This is a genomic window from Polynucleobacter sp. UB-Piko-W3, from assembly GCF_018881635.1.
Taxonomy (GTDB): domain Bacteria; phylum Pseudomonadota; class Gammaproteobacteria; order Burkholderiales; family Burkholderiaceae; genus Polynucleobacter.
Window position 1 is genome coordinate 1,643,078 of sequence record NZ_JACVPY010000002.1, and the last position, 19,519, is coordinate 1,662,596.

27 protein-coding genes and 2 riboswitches are annotated in these 19,519 nt (G+C 41.9%); of the genes, 5 read left to right on the top strand and 22 right to left on the bottom strand.

Annotated features, from left to right (window positions below):
- The first annotated feature begins 11 nt into the window (after nt 1-11).
- Both ICN31_RS08730 and ICN31_RS08735 read left to right on the top strand, forming a co-directional pair.
- Nucleotides 12-656 (top strand): histidine phosphatase family protein, encoded by a 645-nt coding sequence (locus ICN31_RS08730; protein ID WP_216260505.1) that lies wholly within the window; start codon nt 12-14, stop codon nt 654-656.
- 34 nt (nt 657-690) lie between these two features.
- Complete coding sequence (locus ICN31_RS08735; protein ID WP_216260507.1) at nt 691-1,461, top strand: MipA/OmpV family protein; 771 nt, start codon at nt 691-693, stop codon at nt 1,459-1,461.
- A gap of 45 nt (nt 1,462-1,506) precedes the next feature.
- Here ICN31_RS08735 and ICN31_RS08740 read toward each other — a convergent pair whose 3' ends face one another.
- The 8 genes from ICN31_RS08740 to ICN31_RS08775 all read right to left on the bottom strand — a co-directional run bounded on the left by ICN31_RS08740 (nt 1,507) and on the right by ICN31_RS08775 (nt 9,144).
- The gene (locus tag ICN31_RS08740; protein ID WP_088525529.1) at nt 1,507-1,698 is read right to left on the bottom strand and encodes a hypothetical protein; all 192 of its coding nucleotides are present in this window, start codon (nt 1,696-1,698) and stop codon (nt 1,507-1,509) included.
- 172 nt (nt 1,699-1,870) lie between these two features.
- A riboswitch (glycine riboswitch) is annotated at nt 1,871-1,972 on the bottom strand.
- 2 nt (nt 1,973-1,974) lie between these two features.
- Nucleotides 1,975-2,066, bottom strand: a riboswitch (glycine riboswitch).
- 49 nt (nt 2,067-2,115) lie between these two features.
- The gene (locus ICN31_RS08745; RefSeq protein WP_088525530.1) at nt 2,116-2,856 is read right to left on the bottom strand and encodes a sulfite exporter TauE/SafE family protein; all 741 of its coding nucleotides are present in this window, start codon (nt 2,854-2,856) and stop codon (nt 2,116-2,118) included.
- Nucleotides 2,857-2,916: 60 nt separating this feature from the next.
- Nucleotides 2,917-4,218 carry a lipase family protein gene (locus ICN31_RS08750; RefSeq protein WP_216260509.1) on the bottom strand — a complete coding sequence of 434 codons (1,302 nt, stop codon included), beginning with the start codon at nt 4,216-4,218 and terminating at the stop codon, nt 2,917-2,919.
- Between the two features lie 11 nt (nt 4,219-4,229).
- Nucleotides 4,230-4,676 carry a M48 family metallopeptidase gene (locus ICN31_RS08755; RefSeq protein ID WP_255530950.1) on the bottom strand — a complete coding sequence of 149 codons (447 nt, stop codon included), beginning with the start codon at nt 4,674-4,676 and terminating at the stop codon, nt 4,230-4,232.
- A gap of 30 nt (nt 4,677-4,706) precedes the next feature.
- The gene (locus ICN31_RS08760; protein ID WP_088525532.1) at nt 4,707-5,291 is read right to left on the bottom strand and encodes a histidine phosphatase family protein; all 585 of its coding nucleotides are present in this window, start codon (nt 5,289-5,291) and stop codon (nt 4,707-4,709) included.
- A gap of 151 nt (nt 5,292-5,442) precedes the next feature.
- Entirely contained in the window at nt 5,443-6,861 is a 1,419-nt protein-coding gene (locus ICN31_RS08765) for a sensor histidine kinase (protein ID WP_216260510.1), read from the bottom strand.
- Nucleotides 6,862-7,008: 147 nt separating this feature from the next.
- On the bottom strand, nt 7,009-8,034 hold the full coding sequence (locus tag ICN31_RS08770) for a fumarylacetoacetate hydrolase family protein (RefSeq protein WP_216260513.1): 1,026 nt from the start codon (nt 8,032-8,034) through the stop codon (nt 7,009-7,011).
- 201 nt (nt 8,035-8,235) lie between these two features.
- Nucleotides 8,236-9,144: a DMT family transporter gene (locus ICN31_RS08775; protein WP_216260514.1), complete on the bottom strand. Its 909-nt coding sequence runs from the start codon at nt 9,142-9,144 to the stop codon at nt 8,236-8,238.
- 96 nt (nt 9,145-9,240) lie between these two features.
- Here ICN31_RS08775 and ICN31_RS08780 point away from each other — a divergent pair, with 96 nt between their 5' ends.
- Entirely contained in the window at nt 9,241-9,648 is a 408-nt protein-coding gene (locus tag ICN31_RS08780; RefSeq protein WP_216260516.1) for a GNAT family N-acetyltransferase, read from the top strand.
- Nucleotides 9,649-9,650: 2 nt separating this feature from the next.
- On the opposite strand, the gene ICN31_RS08785 is transcribed toward ICN31_RS08780, so the two are convergent.
- From ICN31_RS08785 to ICN31_RS08795, 3 genes are all read right to left on the bottom strand, one after another.
- The gene (locus ICN31_RS08785; protein WP_216260518.1) at nt 9,651-10,211 is read right to left on the bottom strand and encodes a peroxiredoxin; all 561 of its coding nucleotides are present in this window, start codon (nt 10,209-10,211) and stop codon (nt 9,651-9,653) included.
- Nucleotides 10,212-10,284: 73 nt separating this feature from the next.
- A complete protein-coding gene (locus ICN31_RS08790; protein WP_216260520.1) occupies nt 10,285-10,683 on the bottom strand; it encodes a BLUF domain-containing protein in 399 nt (132 codons plus the stop codon).
- A gap of 158 nt (nt 10,684-10,841) precedes the next feature.
- On the bottom strand, nt 10,842-11,276 hold the full coding sequence (locus ICN31_RS08795) for a CBS domain-containing protein (protein WP_216260522.1): 435 nt from the start codon (nt 11,274-11,276) through the stop codon (nt 10,842-10,844).
- A 155-nt stretch (nt 11,277-11,431) separates the two neighbouring features.
- Here ICN31_RS08795 and ICN31_RS08800 point away from each other — a divergent pair, with 155 nt between their 5' ends.
- Nucleotides 11,432-12,097, top strand: coding sequence for a cupin domain-containing protein (locus tag ICN31_RS08800; protein ID WP_216260523.1), 666 nt, complete (start codon nt 11,432-11,434; stop codon nt 12,095-12,097).
- Between the two features lie 98 nt (nt 12,098-12,195).
- Here the strand turns inward: ICN31_RS08800 and ICN31_RS08805 are convergent, their stop codons facing one another.
- The 10 genes from ICN31_RS08805 to ICN31_RS08850 form a co-directional block, all read right to left on the bottom strand.
- On the bottom strand, nt 12,196-12,411 hold the full coding sequence (locus ICN31_RS08805) for a BrnA antitoxin family protein (protein ID WP_228385080.1): 216 nt from the start codon (nt 12,409-12,411) through the stop codon (nt 12,196-12,198).
- 5 nt (nt 12,412-12,416) lie between these two features.
- Nucleotides 12,417-12,695, bottom strand: a complete 279-nt coding sequence (locus tag ICN31_RS08810; RefSeq protein WP_068949842.1) for a BrnT family toxin — start codon at nt 12,693-12,695, stop codon at nt 12,417-12,419.
- A 432-nt stretch (nt 12,696-13,127) separates the two neighbouring features.
- The gene (locus ICN31_RS08815) at nt 13,128-13,982 is read right to left on the bottom strand and encodes a ParA family protein (RefSeq protein ID WP_216260525.1); all 855 of its coding nucleotides are present in this window, start codon (nt 13,980-13,982) and stop codon (nt 13,128-13,130) included.
- Entirely contained in the window at nt 13,979-14,650 is a 672-nt protein-coding gene (locus ICN31_RS08820; protein ID WP_216260527.1) for a tetratricopeptide repeat protein, read from the bottom strand. Before ICN31_RS08820 ends, ICN31_RS08815 begins: the two co-directional genes overlap by 4 nt.
- Nucleotides 14,651-14,669: 19 nt before the next feature.
- A complete protein-coding gene (locus ICN31_RS08825; protein ID WP_216260529.1) occupies nt 14,670-14,903 on the bottom strand; it encodes a hypothetical protein in 234 nt (77 codons plus the stop codon).
- A gap of 2 nt (nt 14,904-14,905) precedes the next feature.
- Nucleotides 14,906-15,223, bottom strand: a complete 318-nt coding sequence (locus ICN31_RS08830; RefSeq protein WP_216260530.1) for a RodZ family helix-turn-helix domain-containing protein — start codon at nt 15,221-15,223, stop codon at nt 14,906-14,908.
- A 79-nt stretch (nt 15,224-15,302) separates the two neighbouring features.
- Nucleotides 15,303-17,018 (bottom strand): transporter substrate-binding domain-containing protein, encoded by a 1,716-nt coding sequence (locus ICN31_RS08835; protein WP_216260532.1) that lies wholly within the window; start codon nt 17,016-17,018, stop codon nt 15,303-15,305.
- A 291-nt stretch (nt 17,019-17,309) separates the two neighbouring features.
- Nucleotides 17,310-17,591 carry an HU family DNA-binding protein gene (locus ICN31_RS08840; protein ID WP_216260534.1) on the bottom strand — a complete coding sequence of 94 codons (282 nt, stop codon included), beginning with the start codon at nt 17,589-17,591 and terminating at the stop codon, nt 17,310-17,312.
- Nucleotides 17,592-17,644: 53 nt separating this feature from the next.
- Nucleotides 17,645-17,854, bottom strand: coding sequence for a hypothetical protein (locus tag ICN31_RS08845; protein WP_216260536.1), 210 nt, complete (start codon nt 17,852-17,854; stop codon nt 17,645-17,647).
- A 32-nt stretch (nt 17,855-17,886) separates the two neighbouring features.
- Nucleotides 17,887-18,123: a CDGSH iron-sulfur domain-containing protein gene (locus ICN31_RS08850; RefSeq protein WP_255530951.1), complete on the bottom strand. Its 237-nt coding sequence runs from the start codon at nt 18,121-18,123 to the stop codon at nt 17,887-17,889.
- 301 nt (nt 18,124-18,424) lie between these two features.
- Here ICN31_RS08850 and ICN31_RS08855 point away from each other — a divergent pair, with 301 nt between their 5' ends.
- Nucleotides 18,425-18,598 carry a hypothetical protein gene (locus ICN31_RS08855; protein WP_216260539.1) on the top strand — a complete coding sequence of 58 codons (174 nt, stop codon included), beginning with the start codon at nt 18,425-18,427 and terminating at the stop codon, nt 18,596-18,598.
- Between the two features lie 288 nt (nt 18,599-18,886).
- On the opposite strand, the gene ICN31_RS08860 is transcribed toward ICN31_RS08855, so the two are convergent.
- The gene (locus ICN31_RS08860) at nt 18,887-19,162 is read right to left on the bottom strand and encodes a hypothetical protein (RefSeq protein WP_216260540.1); all 276 of its coding nucleotides are present in this window, start codon (nt 19,160-19,162) and stop codon (nt 18,887-18,889) included.
- Nucleotides 19,163-19,519: the final 357 nt, after the last annotated feature.

Sequence of the window (19,519 nt, forward strand, 5' to 3'; positions counted from 1 at the left end):
ATGATTACTAAATGACTACAACTCGCTTTTGCTTAGTGCGCCACGGAGAAACAGATTGGAATGCTGAAAGCCGCCTACAAGGCTATACCGATATTCCTCTAAATGCCCGTGGGTTAGCTCAAGCAGCTCAGATGGCCAAAGCCCTTCAGAAAGCCCATTTTCAATTTGATGTTCTCTACACCAGTGATTTGCAAAGAGCAAAACAAACTGCGCAAGCGATTGAACGCTTATATGCTGTTTCTGCCACTAGCCACAGCTTACTGAGAGAGCGTCATCTTGGCGTCCTTCAAGGGCTTACTACTAGTGAGGCGCCGCTTCTAGAGCCAGAGCTCTGGCAAGCACACCTGAGCAGAGATATTCATCAAGAATTACGGGGTGGCGAAAGTATTTTGCAATTTGCAAATCGCATCAAAACTGCGCTTAAAGAAATTCAAGAAAAATATACCGGTAAAACGATTTTGATAGTGAGTCATGGAGGCGCCCTGGAGATGATGTATCGAATGGCGAGTAGTCAAGCGCTCGATGCGCAGAGAGTCATCACAGTCCCAAATGCATCGCTAAACTGGATTAGTTGCGATGGCCCCAACTGGAAAGTCGACAGCTGGGCAGATACAAGTCATCTAGATGGATTGGCTTTAGATAATTTAGATCTTTAGGCCTTATATGTAAGTTAATGGCATAAAATGAGGTATGAAGCTCCTTCTAAAGGCGCTACCCCATCTTCTCATTGCACTCCTATTGACGCCTCTGCATGCAATGGGTGATGTACCAAATAGTCTACCCGATCATATTGTTGGCGATATTGGCGTGGCGGTATACACCTCAAACCTGCATATTGGAGCCGAGGGCACTCAATCTCTTATTCTCCCCTACGCTTTTTTTGATTACCAGCGCTTTTTTGTGCGTATTGATGAAGTTGGTATTAAAACTTTCAAAATGGGTTATGGCTACCTTGAGGTCATTGGAAAAATTAATTTAGATTCTTATAAAGTAAAGTCGCCATTTAATGGTGCATCTATTAATCGTAGTGATCCCATACCTCTTGGCCTAGGTACTTTTCAAGAAACTCCGATTGGTGGATTTTTTGTAAACGCCTATCATGACTTCGGAAAATCTAAAGGAGCGCTTTATGAGCTCCTTTATTTTGCAGAACTAGAAACTTATCAGAAGATCGTTGTTTACCCTCAAGTAGGAGTAGAGCGGCAATCCAATCAATACGCCAATTACTACTACGGCATTAACCCTGGAGAATCACAGCTCACGGGCTATAGTGCGTACTCAGTGCCAGCAACCAACAACCTACTGGCAGGCATTATGGTGGAGATTCCTGTGATCGATAGCTGGTATATCAATGTCTATGGCAAACGCAAGTGGATGGGCAATGGCATTAACAACAGCCCCGTGGTGAATCGCTCATTCCAAGACAATCTTTTTGTAGCGCTAGCCTATCGCTTTAAGTAAGGCTTGCATCAATAAGCCACCTGCTGGTGGCTTATTTGCACCATATCACTTGGCTGGGTGTCCTTTATTCTGCTCTGAGGCGCAGAAATCAACAATCACGTCTGCAAAGTTTAAATAACGAGAATTACTCTTTCTAAATTCATCAATTTCTGCAGCAAGTGGAGACGCTCCGGCCTTCAATCCTACATCCTCATATCCAGGGTGATATGGCGCTTCTTCAACAAATTTGTTTGGCATACATTAACCTCATCTAGTTTGCGCTCAAAAGCGGTATCGCTATTAAGCAATATAAAAGGGGATCCGCATCGGCAGACCAAGAAATTTACTAATGAATTATTGACATAGGTTTTGCATAAAAGCTCTCCCAAAAACGGTCCACCGGTCACATAGCAGCGCTATGCGGATGGATGCCGCTCCCCCTGTCCTTGATACCTGAGAGATTCACCCTAAGCCTAGCTTAGGGCTTGCTCCTTCGGCGCACCAAAAATGGTGACTCTCCAGACGGCTATTAAGCATAAGCAGTACCTTCCTGTGGGATACCTGAGCGTTCATGGGAGTTTGCGCCTTCGGTGGAGGGTTACCCCTCACTCTCCTGCTTACAAAAATTATATCCTCACACTTTAGCTTGAGGTCTAATTATTTATGACAGTTGCTTTAAAAAGACATCGCTAAGATCGATGCCCCCGAGATCAGCATAACCAGCTCCATCAGCAATAAAAACTTCTTTTCTGGCAGGGCTAAAACAATTTTTTTAGAAAAAATTGAGCCGACTAAGACGCAGCTGCCAATCAATAGGCCCTGAATCATTGCCGTAGCATTTAAAAACCCCAGCTGATGAAAAGTAATGCCCTTGGTAAATAGAATGGAGAGAGTACTGGCGGCCTCGGTACCTAGAAAGGCGCCCTTGCTTAAACCAAACGCCAAGAAGAATGGGGTATTAATAGCGCCCGTTGTCGCCACTATGCCAGTCAGATAACCAATGCCTGCGCCTACTAAACTCATTTGCCACAGCTTAAGGTAAAAATTCTGTTGGCGCATCCATCTGCGAATTGGAATCAGCAGAATGAGAAAGAGGCCAAGGGTAATTTCAACAAGTCGATCATCCAGGCTAACTAAAGTGTTCACACCCAATATCACTGCAGGTATTGCAGTGATGCTATAAACAAAACATACTTTCCAGTTGATGACACTCCACCATAAAAAAATGCGTGAGAGATTTGCGACTGTAGCAACTATCGCAATGACTGGAATTGCTTGAATGGGCCCATAAAAATAGACTAAGGCTGGCATGAGGATGATCGTAGTACCAAAACCTATCACCCCACCTAAAACTCCAGCCCCCAGACCTAGGAAGCCCAATACTAGGGCCTGAAGCAGTAGCTCTTGAACAGTCATGTATCTATATGACTTGAGAAACTAAGAAAGCATCTCGCTAATCTCATTTTAAAAAACTCTTCAGTTTTTAGGACAAGCATTGGCTAGCGCTTTTCCAGCCATGCGATCTTTTACCCAAGGCAAATACAGGGGCGCGGCGGTACCTGGCGTAGAAAAGTGGGTTTGCTCTCCTGGTAATTGAACTCTGCTAATGTTGCCGCCCAACTTGCACATCTGCTTTTGATAGAGCTCGCCCATCACAGGAGGCACAACCGTATCTTTCGTACCCCAATAAATAACAACAGGGGCCACCGGCTTGACTGGATCAACGCTTCCCTTCAAAAATGCTTGCGCCCATGCCAGAGTATTTTGCGCCTTTGGCTTTAAAAGATTTTTATATCCAGCCCCATAGGCATAGTTCAAAGTATCGGCTGATGCATGGAGGCATTTATTAGAGTAAATTTTGTCGATCACTTTTGCGCCATCATCTGTTAACAAATCGATTAACTTGAGATTAGGAAATGCGGCCTGAGTACCCCATAGAGTCATTGAAAAATGCGCAAAGTTAAATACATTGTCAGAAAAGCTAGCACTTAACTCGCTGATCATTTTTTCTGATATTGCTTGATCAAGTTTAGCGCCAGGCATTGTTACCGCAACATCATAAGGGGCCAAGGCTACAAAACCTACTGGCTCGATATCATCAAATGCAGTCCTCTTTTTGGAAATGTAATCTGGCATGCTGGCAGCTGCAATCGCAGTTCCACCGCCCTGTGACCAGCCATAAATAAATGCCTTCTTACCGGCGCCGGTTTCTTGCATTGAACCAACTGCTCTAATAGAATCAATCGTATCTTTTGCTTGCGTATTAGCTACTGCGTATTGATGCTTGCCACCACCACCTAGGCCCTGATAGTCAGTGCCAACCACTACATAACTCTCTTTAATAAAAGCCTCTAGGCTTGGAAGCCCGTAGTCTGACCACGAGTTTCCATCCAATAAGAAATATTGATTTAAAGAAACGGCGGGATTGGTCAGCTGAGATGGGCCACAGCTTTGCGCAGTTCCCGTGGTTCCATGTGCCCATGCCATGACGGGCCTACCTTCAGCAGGAGCTTTCGCAGTTGTAGCAACGACTAAAGCAGTGGCAATCGTTTTCCTGTCGCCCACATCTGAAGAAATATAAGCGATACGCCATGCCTGAGCACCGGGCACTGCGGTGGATATTTGCTCTTTTTTAATAACTTGCCCCAACTTACCATCTGGGCTCATTTTGCTTACAGCTTGGTAGAAAGGAGGGATGGAAGGTTCAGCGTAGACAATGCCAAAATTTAGACTAAGGAAAATAGACAAAACAGCGGCTTTGCATAAGACTTTTTTCATTCTGGATACCTCTACTTTTTAGACTTATATTTTTGTATGGCGCCTTTTAAATCGGAATATTCCTCACATCCAAAAGTACAGACTTTATCTAATCTCGCCAATAGCGCCTCAGCTCCCGGCAAATCATTATTAATCAACTTAAGCTTGCCATAGTACTCAAGAGCGCCTCGATGCTCAGGGTCTATTTTCAATGCAGCTTGATAATATTTTTCAGCGCCCACCAGGTCAGGCGGTTGTTTTTTACGAAGGCTGTAACCTAACAAATTATTCCAATCTGCAGAACTTGTTTCGTTAGCTGCCTGTAATTGTTTGATAGCCTGTTCGTATTTTTCTGACTTAACACTTGTCCTTGCTTCAGTCAGCCAAACTGGGTCTGACTTAGTAGGTGCAGTATCTGCGGCCCAAGAAGTTCCTATTAAAGACATGAGTAATAAAAACGTAAAAGATAAATATTTCATAAAGATCTCCAAGTAAAATTGTCTAATGCCCTACAGCTGAGGACTTAGGTAGATTGTGTGAGAAAGATATTCTCCATTTTTATTCACCCGCACTAAAACCATGTCGCCTACTCCAACGACTTTTCCGGTGAAGGCCTGAATATTCACATGGTGCGTTACTAGAATAATTGGTGTCTTAGATTGCCTGGCTAACTCATTTTTAATGAACGTCTCCAATGCTTTGGTTTGCTTCTTCTCTAGACTCATATTATCGAAAAATGACCCTAGTGATGCTTCCGTTTTTACCGGTCCTTTATTGAGCAGATTTGCCGTATCCAAGCACCTACACCATGGGCTACTAAACACCTCTGCTTTTTGAATCCCTTGGTTAGCCAACCATGCCCCAATTGCCTTGGCCTGTCTTTTGCCGTAATCACCCAAGTTACGCTGCGTAGAGCACTGGCCAATGACATACCCAGCAGGATCTCCATAGCCAGGGGCATCGGCATGCCTCATCAGCAAGACATGCTGGCCATCCTGCAAATCACCCGCTAAAGAAGCTATCGCTTGCTGGGCAATAAAAAGACTGCCTAGAAGAAAAATACATAGGGAGATTGTTCGATTAAAACGAGTCATAGCATTTCATTATTTGTAAGTAAGCCACCCCATCGTAATAGATGCTTAATAATTCTGCCAAGCTGGGTGAAAATAGCCCAAGCAGTGGGCTATTTATATTTTTGGTGGCAATGGCGAAATGGGCCGGGCCTAAGGATATTTGGCTCTAGCTCTAGGCGGCCGATGGAAGTTCAAACACAAACGTAGCGCCGCCACCAACAGTATCTTCATAATGAATCGAGCCGCCACATCTAGTGACAATATGCTTACAAAGCCACAAGCCCAAACCCATACCAGATTGTTTAGTAGTACTTAGTAATTCAAATAACTGAGGCTTAAATTCGGCAGACACGCCATCCCCGTTATCAGAAATAATTAAGCGAATAAGCTGGCCAGATTTAGTGGCCTCTATCGTAATGCGGCGTTGGAGGGTTCCCGAGTTAGCCAAAGCCTGTAAGGCGTTATTCATCAAGTTCAATATGACTTGTTCAATTTCGGTGGCATTTACCTTAACCATCAACTGCTCATCAACTCGAAGTTGAATTTGGATATTTTTCGACTTCAGTTCTGGCATAACAATATCTAATACTTTAGAGATCAATTTGCCTAATTGGACCTCTTCAGCGCTTGAGTCACTCTCGATAAATATTGACCTGAGTGATTTGACAATCGTCGCCGCACGATGGTTATCCGCCTCTAGAGAATCTAAAATCTCCTTGCCCAACTCAGGACTAATAACGCCCTTTTCTAATTTCATTTTAAGAAACTGGATATTCAGATTTGATGCACCAAGGGGTTGATTGAGTTCATGAGCAATAGATGCCGACAGAGCGCCAGTGGCCGAAGTCTTGTTAGCCTTGAGTAGGCCATAGATCAAGCGCTCCTTTTCTTTTAATAGGGCAATAATTTTGGAGCTTTCCTGTATCGCTTGAGCCTTTTCAATACTTATTTTTTCTAGCCAATAACCAAGGACTGCCACATAAGATAGGATTGAGATACCAAGCCATGCCCATCTGATTGAAGAGCTAATTACACCTTCTTGATACAAGTTAGGGGTAGATAATCCACCATCAATGTACAAGGCAGTAAGCCTGGCAATAGTAAGGACTAATTCGATAGCAACGGTGTAAATCAAAAACCTAAGTTGGTTGGAGCGAATCTCCTTAAGGCGCCTCAACTCCCTGAGCTCCCAAACAAAACATGAGGCTGCTATAAGACTGATCAAGCCAACCCTTTGTATAAAGAATCCATTTTGTCTTAAGTATTCAAATAAAGCGGCGAAAACCAACAAGCCCGCAAGAACAAGAATGTTCACATTTTTTGGAATCGGGCCATTAAGAGAACGGCAAAATAATCCAAAGTAAATAAAGTTAGCAATAAAACAGGTGTTTGCCACTGTAAGCAAACTTAAGGATATTGTTGATGCTAATGCGAAGAGCGTAAATGAAGTGGCAGTGAGCGTGAGGGCAGTTAGCCATAGCTTTTCAGATTGGCTAGCTTTGCCCGTAGTTAATATAAACCTTGAACCGTAAAGCAATCCCCATAGGATCAAAGCAAAAACAAAGAAGAATATTTCGTTTGCGTATTTCATAGATTTGAATATTACTACTCTAATAAAGAACACTGCTTGATGGAGATGCCCCAAGAAAATAGCCCAACAAGTGGGCTATTTAGACTCTTGGTAGTCCGGGGCGAAATCTACCCGGGCTGAGTGTCACATCTTTTTATGCCGCCAATCTCAAGACACAGTAAATTTGAGATTACCTAGCTTCTCAACACGCGTTTCAAGTTTATCTCCGGGCTTAAGCCATACCTGCTTGTCTTTGGGGTAGCCTGTAATGACACCCTCTGGCGTGCCAGTAAAAATAATATCGCCTGGCTCTAGAGTAAAAATTTTAGAGGCATAGCTCACAATCTGAGCACAATTAAAAACCATATCGTTAGTATTAGATGATTGACGGACCTCACCATTAACATATTGCTCAATCTTCAGTTGATTTGGATTCCCAACTAGATCTGATGTCACAATGTATGGGCCTATGGGCGCAAAACCATCATTGGTTTTGCCAATCATCCACTGACTACTGCGTTGCTGTAAATCACGTGCCGTAAAGTCTTGTCCTGTTGCATAGCCAAACACATATGACAAGGCATCAGCCTCACTAACGTTGTATGCGCGCTTGCCCATCACAATAACTAACTCTGCTTCGTAATCAAACTTTTCTGCATTTACTAATGATGCCTTTACAACCCCATTATGGCTATTGAGTGTGTTGTTGAATTTATTAAATAAAATTGGTAGCGTTGGAATGGGATTATTAGTTTCTTTAGCATGCTTTGCATAGTTCAATCCCACGCAGATAATTTTCTCGGGGTTAGTAATAGCAGGCGCATATTCGATTTTATTTTCATCCAAAAATAAATCTGGGCTGCCCTTACTCAAGGCCAAACTCACCAACTTACCTAGGCCTTGATCGCCATTCTGAATCAAATCATCAGTATTGATTGGCGCCTTCACCTTGAACTGTTTTGCTGCCTTAGCAACGTCTAAAATTCCCTTGTCTGTCTTTACGCCTAAGACGTATTTATTGTTCACTTTATAATTTAAAACAGCCATATTCTTTGCCATCTCGGGATTGGCAATCCTTACAGCCCCTGCACCAGGTCCAGCTGCCTCAGCCTGCTTTGAAATAAAAGGGGTTGTTAGCGCTGCACCGCCAGCTAAGGCGGACACCTTTAAAAACTCTCGTCTTTGGTTGCTCATAGTCTCTCCGTATTTACTTCTTATAGTTAATGTTTTTACTCCGGTTAATTATCTAACATAGGGTAAATATCCTCATGCTAGGGATTACCCGTGAGTACCTTATAGAATAAAGTTACTAGCTGTAGAGTTCATTAACAGAGTGAGCTATTTAAATGGTTGGTAGTGCGAGCCAGAATCGACTAAGACCGGTAATGCCAAACTCTATTTCTTGTTCACTAGCGAAACTCCTAAGACTGCGATAAGGCCGCCAACCACCATAGAAATTAATATCGGCTCACCAAGCAATACTGCAGAAAATAGCACTCCAAATGCTGGAACCAAGTTGGTAAAAATTGCTGTACGGGATGGTCCAACCATTTGAATGCCTTGGTAATACCAAATAAATGCAAGTACAGTACCAAACGCGCCTAAGTAGAAAACTGAAATCCATACATGCCAATCCAGATGAATCCAATCAATGTCATTGAACTCACCAATAGCGCCAATACTTAAAAACAGAAAGCCCCATAAGGTGCCGTAAGTAGTGGCAGTAATAGGTGAGAGTGTTTCTAAGACCTTGCGTGAAATTAATGTGTAAGTGGCCCAACTAAAAACAGCGCCAAGCATCATTAGTTCACCTAGCCCAAGTGATTGACTGATATCGGTAATGGCTTCGATTAAATCGCCACGCGTAATCACAACAATCGCGCCAAGTAGTGCCACTACTATGCCAGCCCAGCGATGCACTCCAAGCCTCTCGCTAAAAATGAGGCTAGCCAAAACAGCCGTCACGATTGGAGTAAGGCTTACAAATAAAGAGGTGCGCCCCGCAGGTACCCTCGCTAATGCGCCAAAAAAACAAATGTTGTAAAGAAAAATACCTGTCAACCCTAAAACAGCAGTTAGTAATACTTGCTCTCGATTTAAGCGCGGCAGCTTTCCCTCCATCTTTACCGCAACAATGATCAGCAATATTGAGACGACAAAGAACCTGCTAAATGCCGCAGTCATTAAAGGCAAGGACTGGGCCAAAATTCTTCCGGCAATAAAAGTTCCGCCCCACAGTGCGGCCACCATAACCAACTTGAATGCCAGCAAGGGCGTCATTGCCGAAAGATTGGCTGTTTTCATTATCGAAGAATACCTTAGAGCAGTTAGGGCGCGCGATTCTTGATTTACTTTTTTATAGGGTCTCTATAGACTGGTATTTTTATCAAACATAAAAAGATGAATATTAATTATTCCAGCACAGCCAAAATCTCTGCTGATCAAGCGATTGATTTATATATTAGGTCGACACTTGGAGAAAGACGCCCCATTCATAATCACCAAGCATTTGAGAATATGTATCAACATGCCAATCTGATTATTTCGGCATGGGATGGCGATAAGTTGGTTGGCATTTCTAGATCATTGACTGATTTCTCATATGTTGCTTATCTATCCGATCTAGCTGTAGATGTTCAATATCAAAAGCAGGGCATTGGAAAGCAATTGATTGAGAAAACTAAATCAGATCTCGAACCAGAATGTATGTTGGTTTTGCTCGCCGCTCCAAAGGCTAGAGAATATTATGGGCCGCTTGGCTTTGAGCAACATCCAAGCGCCTGGACTCTGAAGAAGAGTGTGAAATGAACCTAGCTTTGATGACTCTTCAAATAATCTATTACCCAAGTTGGATCACTATCACTTGGGAAGATGGGGTAATGAACGGCCTCGATCACACCATTATTAGCAATGAGTGTGACTCGCTTTAATAAAGTCATTCCAGAGGCTAGAAAGGTAGGCATATTTAATGCCTTTTGAAATTCATAGTTCACATCGCTGACAACTGGAAATGGCAGATGAAGCCTATCAGCCATTTCTTTTTGGTATTCCGTAGTTTGAACGCTCAAGCCTACAAGCTCTGCACCCAATGCTTGAAGTTCTTGATAGTGATCTCTAAATGAACAACTCTGGGGAGTGCAACCTCTTGCTCCGGGAATTTGATCCCAACCATCCGGTAAAGCAACATTAGGTTGCCCTGTCATTGGATAGCAATAGATAACCAATTTACCTTTAATGCCCGCAAAATTAAGAGTCTTACCATTAGTGGCATTTAAAGAAACATTGGGCAGCTTCATTCCCTTCAAATGATTGGTTGAGCCATCGTCTTGAGGAATGGGGAGGTCTGTAGGGAGCTGGTTTAGATTTGTCATAGATTAATTCTATACAAAAAGAAAATAGCCCAACAAGTGGGCTATTGTGATCTCGCCAAATGAAAGCAATAGATTATTTAAGATCTCTCAGGGCAACCAAGAGTGGATGTCCAGCAGGAAAATCTGCCTCCTCAACGGCTGCCGCTATTTCAGGTAATTTTTTTGCCACTTCTTCACTGCCCTGAAAAACCATTGTCCACTTACTAAAGCTTCTATGTTCAATTGGCTTTGACTCTACGAGGTGTATATTTTTATGCCTAGTATCTTTTTGAATTTTTTCCCATAAATCTTCAATTTGGGTCCTTGGCCCCTCAATGACTTGACCAAAGCGATTATTTTCAAAAATCAAAGCGCCTGTAACCCCCGCACTCGCATTTCTCAAATAGGAGTGATAAAGCAAGCGCATCAAGCCCAGAAAGGACATTTCTTGGGCAGGCTCACTCACATAGGTTAATTCGATCAACTGGGTCATATCTGGCTAATACATAGAAGTATCTCAATTAACGCCGGGAACACCCATAAACCCTCGCGAGACGTAGTGCCAATAAAAAACCACCCGAAGGTGGTTTTGGTGTTTCTTAGTGGCCCAGGGCGGAATTGGCAAGGGGCCAGAATTCATGCCCATAAGTTCTAACCGTGGCCGTTAATATAAGTCTCTAAAAACTTAATTTGACTACCTTGAGCCTCAATAATATTTTTTACCAAGTCCCCAACAGAGATGACACCCACTACTTTGTTTTTATCTAATACAGGCAAATGTCTAATATGTTTATGAACCATTATTGCCATACACTCTTCTAATGAATTAGATGGCAGCACAGTAAGCGGGTTTGCTGTCATTATTTTTGAAACGGTCACTTGTTTTGGATTATTGTGCGGCAACAACACTTTTATAGCGCAATCTCCCTGTGAAACGATCCCCATTAAATTACCGTCATCGACAACTAAAATTGCCCTTACTCGATGATCGCGCATAAGGGTTAAGACATTTTCTACGGTGTCAGATGATCGTACAGAAAAAATGGTGTTGGCTTTTTGTTCAATAACTTGTTTTACAGTAGTCATAAATTTAAAAATCTATTAAGGTCTTTGACGATTGCTTATTATATTCTGTCCCACAATCTTAAGCTAAGTAAGATTGTGCGGGGCAAAATCGGCCAAGGCCTAGGATGCCCAACTCTATTTCCAGTAAGCTGATGGCTTTCTACATGAATCTATAAATGAATATTAATTCGGACTTTTCCCAGAAAACAGTAATTAATACCTCGGACTTAGGCTGGAACTTATCGCCCGTATCAGGCATCGAAAGAAAATATCTTGATCGAATTGGTGGTGAACTTGCGCGAGCCAGCTCACTGGTGAAGTACAGCCCCGAATCATCTTTCACTGAACATGTTCATGGCGGCGGAGAAGAAATCCTAGTTATTGAGGGTAGCTTTTCTGATGAGTACGGTGACTATCCGGCCGGCACCTACATTCGCAATCCGCCCAACAGTAAACATACTCCATACTCAAAAGAAGGTTGTGTCTTATTTGTAAAACTACGGCAATTTAATGCCCAAGATGATTCAATAGTCAGAATAGATACATCTACGGCCACATGGCATCCTGGCTTAGTTCCAGGTCTATCCGTAATGCCACTTCATGAATTTGATGGTGTTGGAACAGCCTTAGTTCACTGGGCACCAAATACAATTTTTAATCCTCATGTTCATCCAGGCGGAGAAGAAATATTTGTCCTCAAAGGCGTATTTCATGATGAGCACGGCTCATATCCTGCCGGAACCTGGATAAGAAGTCCTCGATATAGTAAGCATGCGCCCTTCACCAAGTCAGAGGGCGCACTCATCTATGTAAAAACTGGCCATCTCAGTAACCCACTTTGATTAAATGAAAAAACCACCCGAAGGTGGTTTTAGTGTTTCTTGGTGGCCCGGGGCGGAATCGAACCGGGACCTTAGGAGATTCTCATCCTACCTCTAGACTACTTCCAGCTAAGGTTCAATTTCTTATGTGAAGCTGCGCAATCTCTCAAATAGAGATTAATGAGACTTTGATAAGGAATGCCCACCTCTTCTGATACAGATTTAAAGTAGCTCACTGAATCCTCATCCAATCTAATGGTAATGGGCTTCTTAAGCATAGAAGCATATGGATTTTTACGAGCTTTTGAGAAATCATATTCTTTACGCATCTTCATCACCTTTAATAAGCTTTTGACTCTTTAGGGGTTGCCTTACGAGCCGAAATAATACGAACGACATTACCCTCGCTTCGATAACAATGGCAAACCAAAATCACACGAAGAGAATGGCTTACTCCCAGCAAGATAAATCTGTCTTCATCCTCCGAATGATCGGGATCAGAAATTAACTTAGCGCTTTCATCATAAAACACAGATTTCGCCTCTTCAAACGAAATGCCGTGCTTTTTCAAATTGGCCGAAGCTTTTCTGGGCTCCCATTCAAATCGCAGTGAAGTCATATGTACATTGTACATATGTTAAATGGAAGAAGCAAGTCCGCCCGACCAAAAGAAAATGCCCCGCACGAAGCAGGGCATTATTTGAGTTTGGTGGCCCGGGGCGGAATCGAACCACCGACACAAGGATTTTCAAATATCCTCCGATAGACCGCTTTCGCTTTGATTTCAAAGGCTTGAGTCACCAGTCTCGACTTGTCTAAAAATTGTGCGTCCTTGTGTCGGTCAAATTTGGCAATGAAATCAGAATCTTGCGAGGGACAATTTTTCTGTGCGCATAGATTGCGTTGTCATCCCTATGCCAATCAGCCACCATAGTGTCTTGTAATGTCGTTTTAAACAACTTTTCCGTAAGCGCTTACTTACTCAATGCTTAAGTTAAAGCTATTATCGACTCTGGAAGATTCTTAGGAAACGTTGGCAAATAATTTCAGCTTACTTTTTCCTAAGAAATGGAGGGATAAAACTAAATTCTTTTTGCTCTTGAGAGGCTACCATCGACTCGCCTTGTTTAAGAAATCCAATTTGCGAGTCTTGAGCCTGTGATCGTATTAAAGGTACTGAACTCAGTGGAGGCTTTGACTGTAAGGTCATAGGAGCCTCAGATTTTTTCTTCTTACCCTCTAATATGTATTCATGAACGAAGTTACCGAACTCGTACATATTTTCTGAAATGATGCCATTGTCTATACGGAACCAAAAATCATTCAGTATTTCATTATTAATTTGTGAGATTCTATAGATAGGTGGGCATATAAAACAGTTATCTAAAAAATCTAGTCCACGAAATTTAATTTCGCTTATTTGGTTCCGATCAACGCGACTAGGGGCGACTAGAATTATTTGGCCATTTTGCTTTATCTTGAGCATTTGACGCTGTACATACTCGAGAATAAAGATTTCAGTACTGGCAATTTCTACTTTACTGTTAGAGCTTGGGACGATAACAATATCAAAATCCAACATAAAGTCGTAAGGCAGGCCAAACGTCCAGGTTAAATCCGCAATAGTAATTTCCGCATGGGCCCCGTAACGCCTTAATGCGGCCCTAGCTTCAAGCATCGTGTAATTAGAATTTTGCTGATAAGACAACCCAGCTTTATAAGCCTGAATATTTGAGTGGGGATTTTTACTAATGAGCACTGATGAGGTGCCCTGTTTATCAAAGTCGATAAGCGAGACTTTGTGATTTTTTTCAATCGCAAGAAATCCCGTTAGATTTGCGGAGATAGTACTCTTTCCAACCCCACCTTTTTGGTTGGTAATGAGAATCTTGACCTTATCTCTCATAGCAATTTATATAGCTGACGCATATTTTCAATCTTTGAATGTAAATGCTTTGCCTGCTCAAGCTCTTTAGAAAAATCATCTTTAACACTATGCTCCATGATGAGCAAAATTCTTTTTGCCTGATCGTGCTGAGCTAAGCTTGCTAGTGTTAGGTAGAAAAATGCCTTGCTATAGTTAACGGGAATAATTTCACCCTTACCGAAGTAACTGCCCAGTGTATAAGCCGCCTGCCTACTTCCAAGCTCAGCACCCTTAGCCAAAAACTCAATCCCTTTTTCTATATCCTGAGGGATTCCCTGTGTAGCCCCTACTCCAGTGATATAAATATTCCCGAGATTACAAAGCGCATCGTGAACATCTTCCTTAATCGCTTTTAAATAGAACTCAACTGCTTTTTTGTAATCAGGTCCATTGCCAATTGATCCCCGCTCATGAATTAAACCCACGTTGTAATCTGCGTAGCCATTGCCTCTTCCAGACTCTCGATTTAACCAAGTCATTAGACTTTCAATCTGATCTGTCTTTAATAGGCCATCTGAACACATTTTAATTAAGGCAAACTGAGCATCTGCGCTTAGTTCATATTGAGCCAAATCAAAAAAGATCTCAAAGGCCACGTCATTCTTACCATTACGAAGATTTAACTCACCTAGCTCTACTGTAGACATTGCTTCCTCAACTAAAATATTATTTGGCCACTGAAAACATGTTGGGATCTATTGGATAAGACTTAGCCCCAATATCAGATAATTCAAATCGCTTAACCTCACCACTATCTTGTTGATAGTCCAAAATTGTGGCCATACGATAAAGACTCAAGACTTGTGAGCAGGCATCTCGTAAATTATTGGCATCAATACGAATTGTAGAAATTGGGCTATCAGCTAATTTATTAACCCTAAATCGAATCTTCCAATACATCTCTAGTCTTGCTTTCTTAGAAAATGAGGAATAGACATGTCTAATTCTTTTGCGGTAATGGGCCCCTCTTCTTTTGTGGGGCTTGTTGCGCATGAAGAATCGAAACGAACCGCTTGTGCGTAGCGATCAGCCGATTCTGAAAATGCCTCTAATGAATTATCAAATGCGTATAAGTTGCCATCTTCAATGGCAACTAATTCAACTACGGTGACTTTCAGTGTAGAGGCAAGGATTGCTAAATTGAACCCCTGCTCTTCGCGAACCTTACGCAAGCGCTTACCTAGCAACTTGGCGGCTTTTATTTGTTCTAGGCCTGCCATTGTCCCCTCCAATGGCACGATCTTAATTACTAAAAATGTATTTGGTAATTAGCTATTAGGCTAATAAAAATATTAAACTTTATTGATGTGCTTGTGGCAGCTGAATGACAAATCTAGCCCCACCTCCGACTCCATCCCCATGCTGGATAGAGCCTCCATGTCTAGTGACGATATGCTTACAAAGCCATAACCCCAAACCCATACCTGTTTGCTTGGTTGTGCTTAGCAATTCAAATAGTTGGGACTTAAATTCGGGAGATACCCCTGGACCATTGTCAGAAACAGATAATTGAACTGACTTACCATCCCCAGTGGCTTCTACAGCAATGCGCCGCTGGAGAGTACCTGAATTTGACAATGCTTGAATCGCGTTATTAAGTAAATTTAATATGACTTGTTCGATTTCGGAAGAATTTACCTGAATCAATAAGCCATTATCAACTCGAAGCTGAATTTGGATATTTTTACTCTTAAGTTCAGGCTTAACAATATCGAGAACTTTTACTATCAAATCGCCCAACAGAAATTTTTGAGTATTTGTTTCGCCTTCTGTAAATATTGACCTCAGCGACCTAACAATCGTTGCTGCCCTCTTATTATCTTGCTCCAGCGAATCCAATATTTCTTTACCCAATTCTGGATTGAGCACTCCTTTTTCTAATTTCATTTTGAGAAACTGAATATTGAGATTAGATGCGCCAAGCGGTTGATTGAGTTCGTGGGCAATCGATGCCGATAAGGCGCCAGTAGCCGCTGTCTTGTTGGCTTTAAGAAGTGAGCCAACCATAAGATCGCGCTCATCCAGCAAGGCTTGTATTTGCGCTTTATCTTTTTTTAGTTTTTTATTCCAAATCCAAAATAGTATTAGCCCCAGCAATAACGCTATCGTCAGTATCGCCAAATAATTCGCAAACGTACGCCAACTACCATAATCAAATCGCACTGAAAACCACTTTGTTCTTAGGCTTTGCTTTTCCTGCTCAGTTAATGTGTCGAGCACTTTGTTGGTTAAGGTGACTAACTCAGGCCAATCCTTTCTAACCATCATAGACTCACCCTGAATGGGAAAGTTTGTAGGGGCCGCCACTTTAAGATTCGAAAAACCATACTGAGAAATCATAAAAGTAGCATTGACTAAGTCCGCGACGTAAGCATCGCCAACACCCGATGAAATGGCTTGTAACGCTTCATGTTGTGTCTTTTTTTCGATAAACTCAAAATCAGATACCTCTTTACGCACCAAGCCATTTACGACAAAGCCCTTAACGCCTACAATTTTTTTTCCAGACAGATCACCAAGCGAAATAATTCGCGCGCTATCGGTCCTAGTGATAATTACCCATGGATAGAAAAGGTACTGATTTGTATACAGCACATACTTCAGTCGTTCTGGTAAAAATCTGCCAGTCATGAACACATCTGGTCCATTCGCTGTTCCTATAAAAGGGATTGCCTCAGAAAAGGAGCCAGAGAATTGATCTTTGAATTCGCAATTTAGCTTATATACCGCACATGTAATCTTGGCGTAATCTATTGCCAAGCCAACGGGCTTTTTTTTATCGTAAAAATATGGCGGGGCTTCAGTACTTACCCAAAATCTAATTTTATGATTGGCATCGATCCACTGTTTTTCAGAATCCGATAGCTGAATTTTCCCAGTCAAGCGATCTGAAATCGCCACAACATCTGGGCTAATAGCATCATCTTTTATCTGAGCCAACGCATTGGAAGTAAAGATTCCAATGAAAAAGACAATATAAATATTGCTTAAATGGATTTTGGCAATATTTTTCAAAATGAATTAGTTGGCGCCTTTGTTTCTTAAATTCTATAGCAATACTTTGGCAGAACATAGAAGTAATAAATGTCGTTTTAAACGACATTGAGAGTTAATGGACTATTGACCGACACAGGGATGAATAATTGACATGTCCTTTTGAAGGACAGTTCATGATGCGGATATCCGAGACTAATGGCGCCGAACCCCGCCAAACCATAAAAGAAAATAGCCCAACAAGTGGGCTATTGAGATTCTTGGTGGCCCGGGGCGGAATCGACCAGGGTCCAAGATGTCTAATCCGAAGAACTATTTGCGCTTATTCACCGCGTCTTTAAATGCTTTACCAGCAGTAAATTTAACCGTCTTAGAGGCTGGAATTTTAATCTCAGCGCCAGTCTGAGGATTACGTCCCATACGAGCGGCACGCTTACCCGACTTGAAGGTCCCAAAACCAATTAACTGAACATCACCCCCTTTGCTAATGGCTTTGATAATGTGTGCAATTGCTGAACTTAAGGCGCGGTCAGCTGATGCTTTAGATATATCTACATCATTTGCAATCTTTTCCACTAATTCAGATTTATTCATTTTTTTCTCCAATTTATTTTTAAAAAAATTGCCTGACTCACCAATACAGGATCCTATTCATGAGACCACTCATAGTCTACATCGATAACTTCTAAAACATAGCCATATTTATTTAAGCAATACTGATTCCAAGCGATTACAAAGTCTTTGGTATTGATATCGCAGTGGTAGCGATTGAGTAAATGAATCAAGCCATGGTCCTTCATTTCCACTTGCCCGTGAGTAGTCTTTACGGTGACTGCTTTGGCATGCTTAAAACTCATCCTGACCTCCGATAGATTTATATTGTCAATACCTAGAGGGAGGAGTGCGTCCCATCACACAGGGGTGCATTGGCTGATTGCTTACAACCACAGAAATAGACAGTCATACTTTCTGTGGCAATAAATTCCAGAGGCGACATGTCGGTTCTTTGATGTGAGCTATCACAAAACGGTTGGCTCTCACTTAAGCCACAAGTGCACCAATAATAAGTCTGGCCTTTGATAACTTCTACAGGATATGGCGCGTTCTTGGCAGTTTTCATTTCCATAGCAACCCCCCGATATTTACAGCACTCAGATTTAATTTAATCTTTATTGCCCCTATTAGCAATTGATACCAATAAATAAAAGCTAAGTGAGTGATTACTCAATTTCTACATTTTTTTGATGCTATGCAACAGATTTTCACCAGATAAAAAAGCCTGGAAATTGATTCGACAATCGTCCAATTTTGGAGCAGACTAAATTTCTGCTGATAAGTTGTTTGGACACCCCTAGGTCCTGTTTCGATACAGCGTGTCTCAAGCAATTTATTGGCAACCAAATTTATTTTGTTGATAGGAGCCAACCATGAACCACCAGCAACTAGAGATCGAAGAGGACAGTCTGCCTGAGAAGTTTTTTGAACTGCAAAGCAATGAATTGGTGCAAGAACGACTGATTTGGCAACACCTAGTCCGGCGAAAAATTAATGAAAAGCAGCATATTCCCAATCAAGATAACGCTGATTGGGGTGATGATTAATATGACTCTTTAGAGGTGGATGAGTCAGACTTAGATACCCTAGGTCGGATCCAAATTGACAAATAAAGTTAGTAGCCGGCGGCATACAAATTCACCCAGCAAAAAACTCCTACTTATGTGACAATAATTACCAGGCTAAGTAGTCTGTATCACCAAGGCAAAACAGCACAGTATTAAAAATAACCATACAGAATCGGTATTGAACATAAGTGCTCCTTAAAAGGATTTACTTACTAATACATATGCATAAACTGTGCCATTTTGAACTCCAAAACTCGCTGTTATTCCTTACAGTCCATTTTTATCACGATATTCTTTAATCATTGTTTTGGTCACATTTGATGGATAACAAAGAATAGCGAGCCTAGCGGTTTTTGAGTAGGCACTATTAAGGCCACACTGGCCACCGTTGGGTGATTTACTGTAGGGGCATGGACAAGACTTTCCATACTCTTGGATCGACTGTTGGATCAAGGTCTTTTTAATTTCCTTATCTGAGATGCTGTCATCGGCCATGGACCATGTTGCGCCTAATATAAAGGTCATGAATATCAGAAATTTCATAGGGTCCTCCTGAGTTTTTACTCTACTATGAATTAAACTATTCAAATATTTAAATTTGTCGTTTTAAACGACATTCCCAGTAGAAACTGCAGATGAGTATCGATTTAAGCAACTCTGGACCAACGCAGGGATGACTAATTGACGTATCCTTTTAAAGGACAGCCCTAGATGGGGATATCCGATCCTAATGGCGCCTAAACCCGCCCTGCTAAACCTTAAAAGAAAATAGCCCAACAAGTGGGATATTGAGATTCTTGGTGGCCCGGGGCGGAATCGAACCACCGACACAAGGATTTTCAATCCGTTCAGCTAGACCAATTTCGCTTTTCAATCATCTGGTTCTCCCACCATGTGAAA

Excerpts from the sequence above, each read along its gene's own strand:
- ICN31_RS08730 (WP_216260505.1), top strand. The coding sequence starts at position 12 with ATGACTACAACTCGCTTTTGCTTAGTGCGCCACGGAGAAACAGATTGG.
- ICN31_RS08735 (WP_216260507.1), top strand. The coding sequence starts at position 691 with ATGAAGCTCCTTCTAAAGGCGCTACCCCATCTTCTCATTGCACTCCTA.
- ICN31_RS08740 (WP_088525529.1), bottom strand. The coding sequence starts at position 1,698 with ATGCCAAACAAATTTGTTGAAGAAGCGCCATATCACCCTGGATATGAG.
- ICN31_RS08745 (WP_088525530.1), bottom strand. The coding sequence starts at position 2,856 with ATGACTGTTCAAGAGCTACTGCTTCAGGCCCTAGTATTGGGCTTCCTA.
- ICN31_RS08750 (WP_216260509.1), bottom strand. The coding sequence starts at position 4,218 with ATGAAAAAAGTCTTATGCAAAGCCGCTGTTTTGTCTATTTTCCTTAGT.
- ICN31_RS08755 (WP_255530950.1), bottom strand. The coding sequence starts at position 4,676 with ATGAAATATTTATCTTTTACGTTTTTATTACTCATGTCTTTAATAGGA.
- ICN31_RS08760 (WP_088525532.1), bottom strand. The coding sequence starts at position 5,291 with ATGACTCGTTTTAATCGAACAATCTCCCTATGTATTTTTCTTCTAGGC.
- ICN31_RS08765 (WP_216260510.1), bottom strand. The coding sequence starts at position 6,861 with ATGAAATACGCAAACGAAATATTCTTCTTTGTTTTTGCTTTGATCCTA.
- ICN31_RS08770 (WP_216260513.1), bottom strand. The coding sequence starts at position 8,034 with ATGAGCAACCAAAGACGAGAGTTTTTAAAGGTGTCCGCCTTAGCTGGC.
- ICN31_RS08775 (WP_216260514.1), bottom strand. The coding sequence starts at position 9,144 with ATGAAAACAGCCAATCTTTCGGCAATGACGCCCTTGCTGGCATTCAAG.
- ICN31_RS08780 (WP_216260516.1), top strand. The coding sequence starts at position 9,241 with ATGAATATTAATTATTCCAGCACAGCCAAAATCTCTGCTGATCAAGCG.
- ICN31_RS08785 (WP_216260518.1), bottom strand. The coding sequence starts at position 10,211 with ATGACAAATCTAAACCAGCTCCCTACAGACCTCCCCATTCCTCAAGAC.
- ICN31_RS08790 (WP_216260520.1), bottom strand. The coding sequence starts at position 10,683 with ATGACCCAGTTGATCGAATTAACCTATGTGAGTGAGCCTGCCCAAGAA.
- ICN31_RS08795 (WP_216260522.1), bottom strand. The coding sequence starts at position 11,276 with ATGACTACTGTAAAACAAGTTATTGAACAAAAAGCCAACACCATTTTT.
- ICN31_RS08800 (WP_216260523.1), top strand. The coding sequence starts at position 11,432 with ATGAATATTAATTCGGACTTTTCCCAGAAAACAGTAATTAATACCTCG.
- ICN31_RS08805 (WP_228385080.1), bottom strand. The coding sequence starts at position 12,411 with ATGAAGATGCGTAAAGAATATGATTTCTCAAAAGCTCGTAAAAATCCA.
- ICN31_RS08810 (WP_068949842.1), bottom strand. The coding sequence starts at position 12,695 with ATGACTTCACTGCGATTTGAATGGGAGCCCAGAAAAGCTTCGGCCAAT.
- ICN31_RS08815 (WP_216260525.1), bottom strand. The coding sequence starts at position 13,982 with ATGAGAGATAAGGTCAAGATTCTCATTACCAACCAAAAAGGTGGGGTT.
- ICN31_RS08820 (WP_216260527.1), bottom strand. The coding sequence starts at position 14,650 with ATGTCTACAGTAGAGCTAGGTGAGTTAAATCTTCGTAATGGTAAGAAT.
- ICN31_RS08825 (WP_216260529.1), bottom strand. The coding sequence starts at position 14,903 with ATGTATTGGAAGATTCGATTTAGGGTTAATAAATTAGCTGATAGCCCA.
- ICN31_RS08830 (WP_216260530.1), bottom strand. The coding sequence starts at position 15,223 with ATGGCAGGCCTAGAACAAATAAAAGCCGCCAAGTTGCTAGGTAAGCGC.
- ICN31_RS08840 (WP_216260534.1), bottom strand. The coding sequence starts at position 17,591 with ATGAATAAATCTGAATTAGTGGAAAAGATTGCAAATGATGTAGATATA.
- ICN31_RS08845 (WP_216260536.1), bottom strand. The coding sequence starts at position 17,854 with ATGAGTTTTAAGCATGCCAAAGCAGTCACCGTAAAGACTACTCACGGG.
- ICN31_RS08850 (WP_255530951.1), bottom strand. The coding sequence starts at position 18,123 with ATGGAAATGAAAACTGCCAAGAACGCGCCATATCCTGTAGAAGTTATC.
- ICN31_RS08855 (WP_216260539.1), top strand. The coding sequence starts at position 18,425 with ATGAACCACCAGCAACTAGAGATCGAAGAGGACAGTCTGCCTGAGAAG.
- ICN31_RS08860 (WP_216260540.1), bottom strand. The coding sequence starts at position 19,162 with ATGAAATTTCTGATATTCATGACCTTTATATTAGGCGCAACATGGTCC.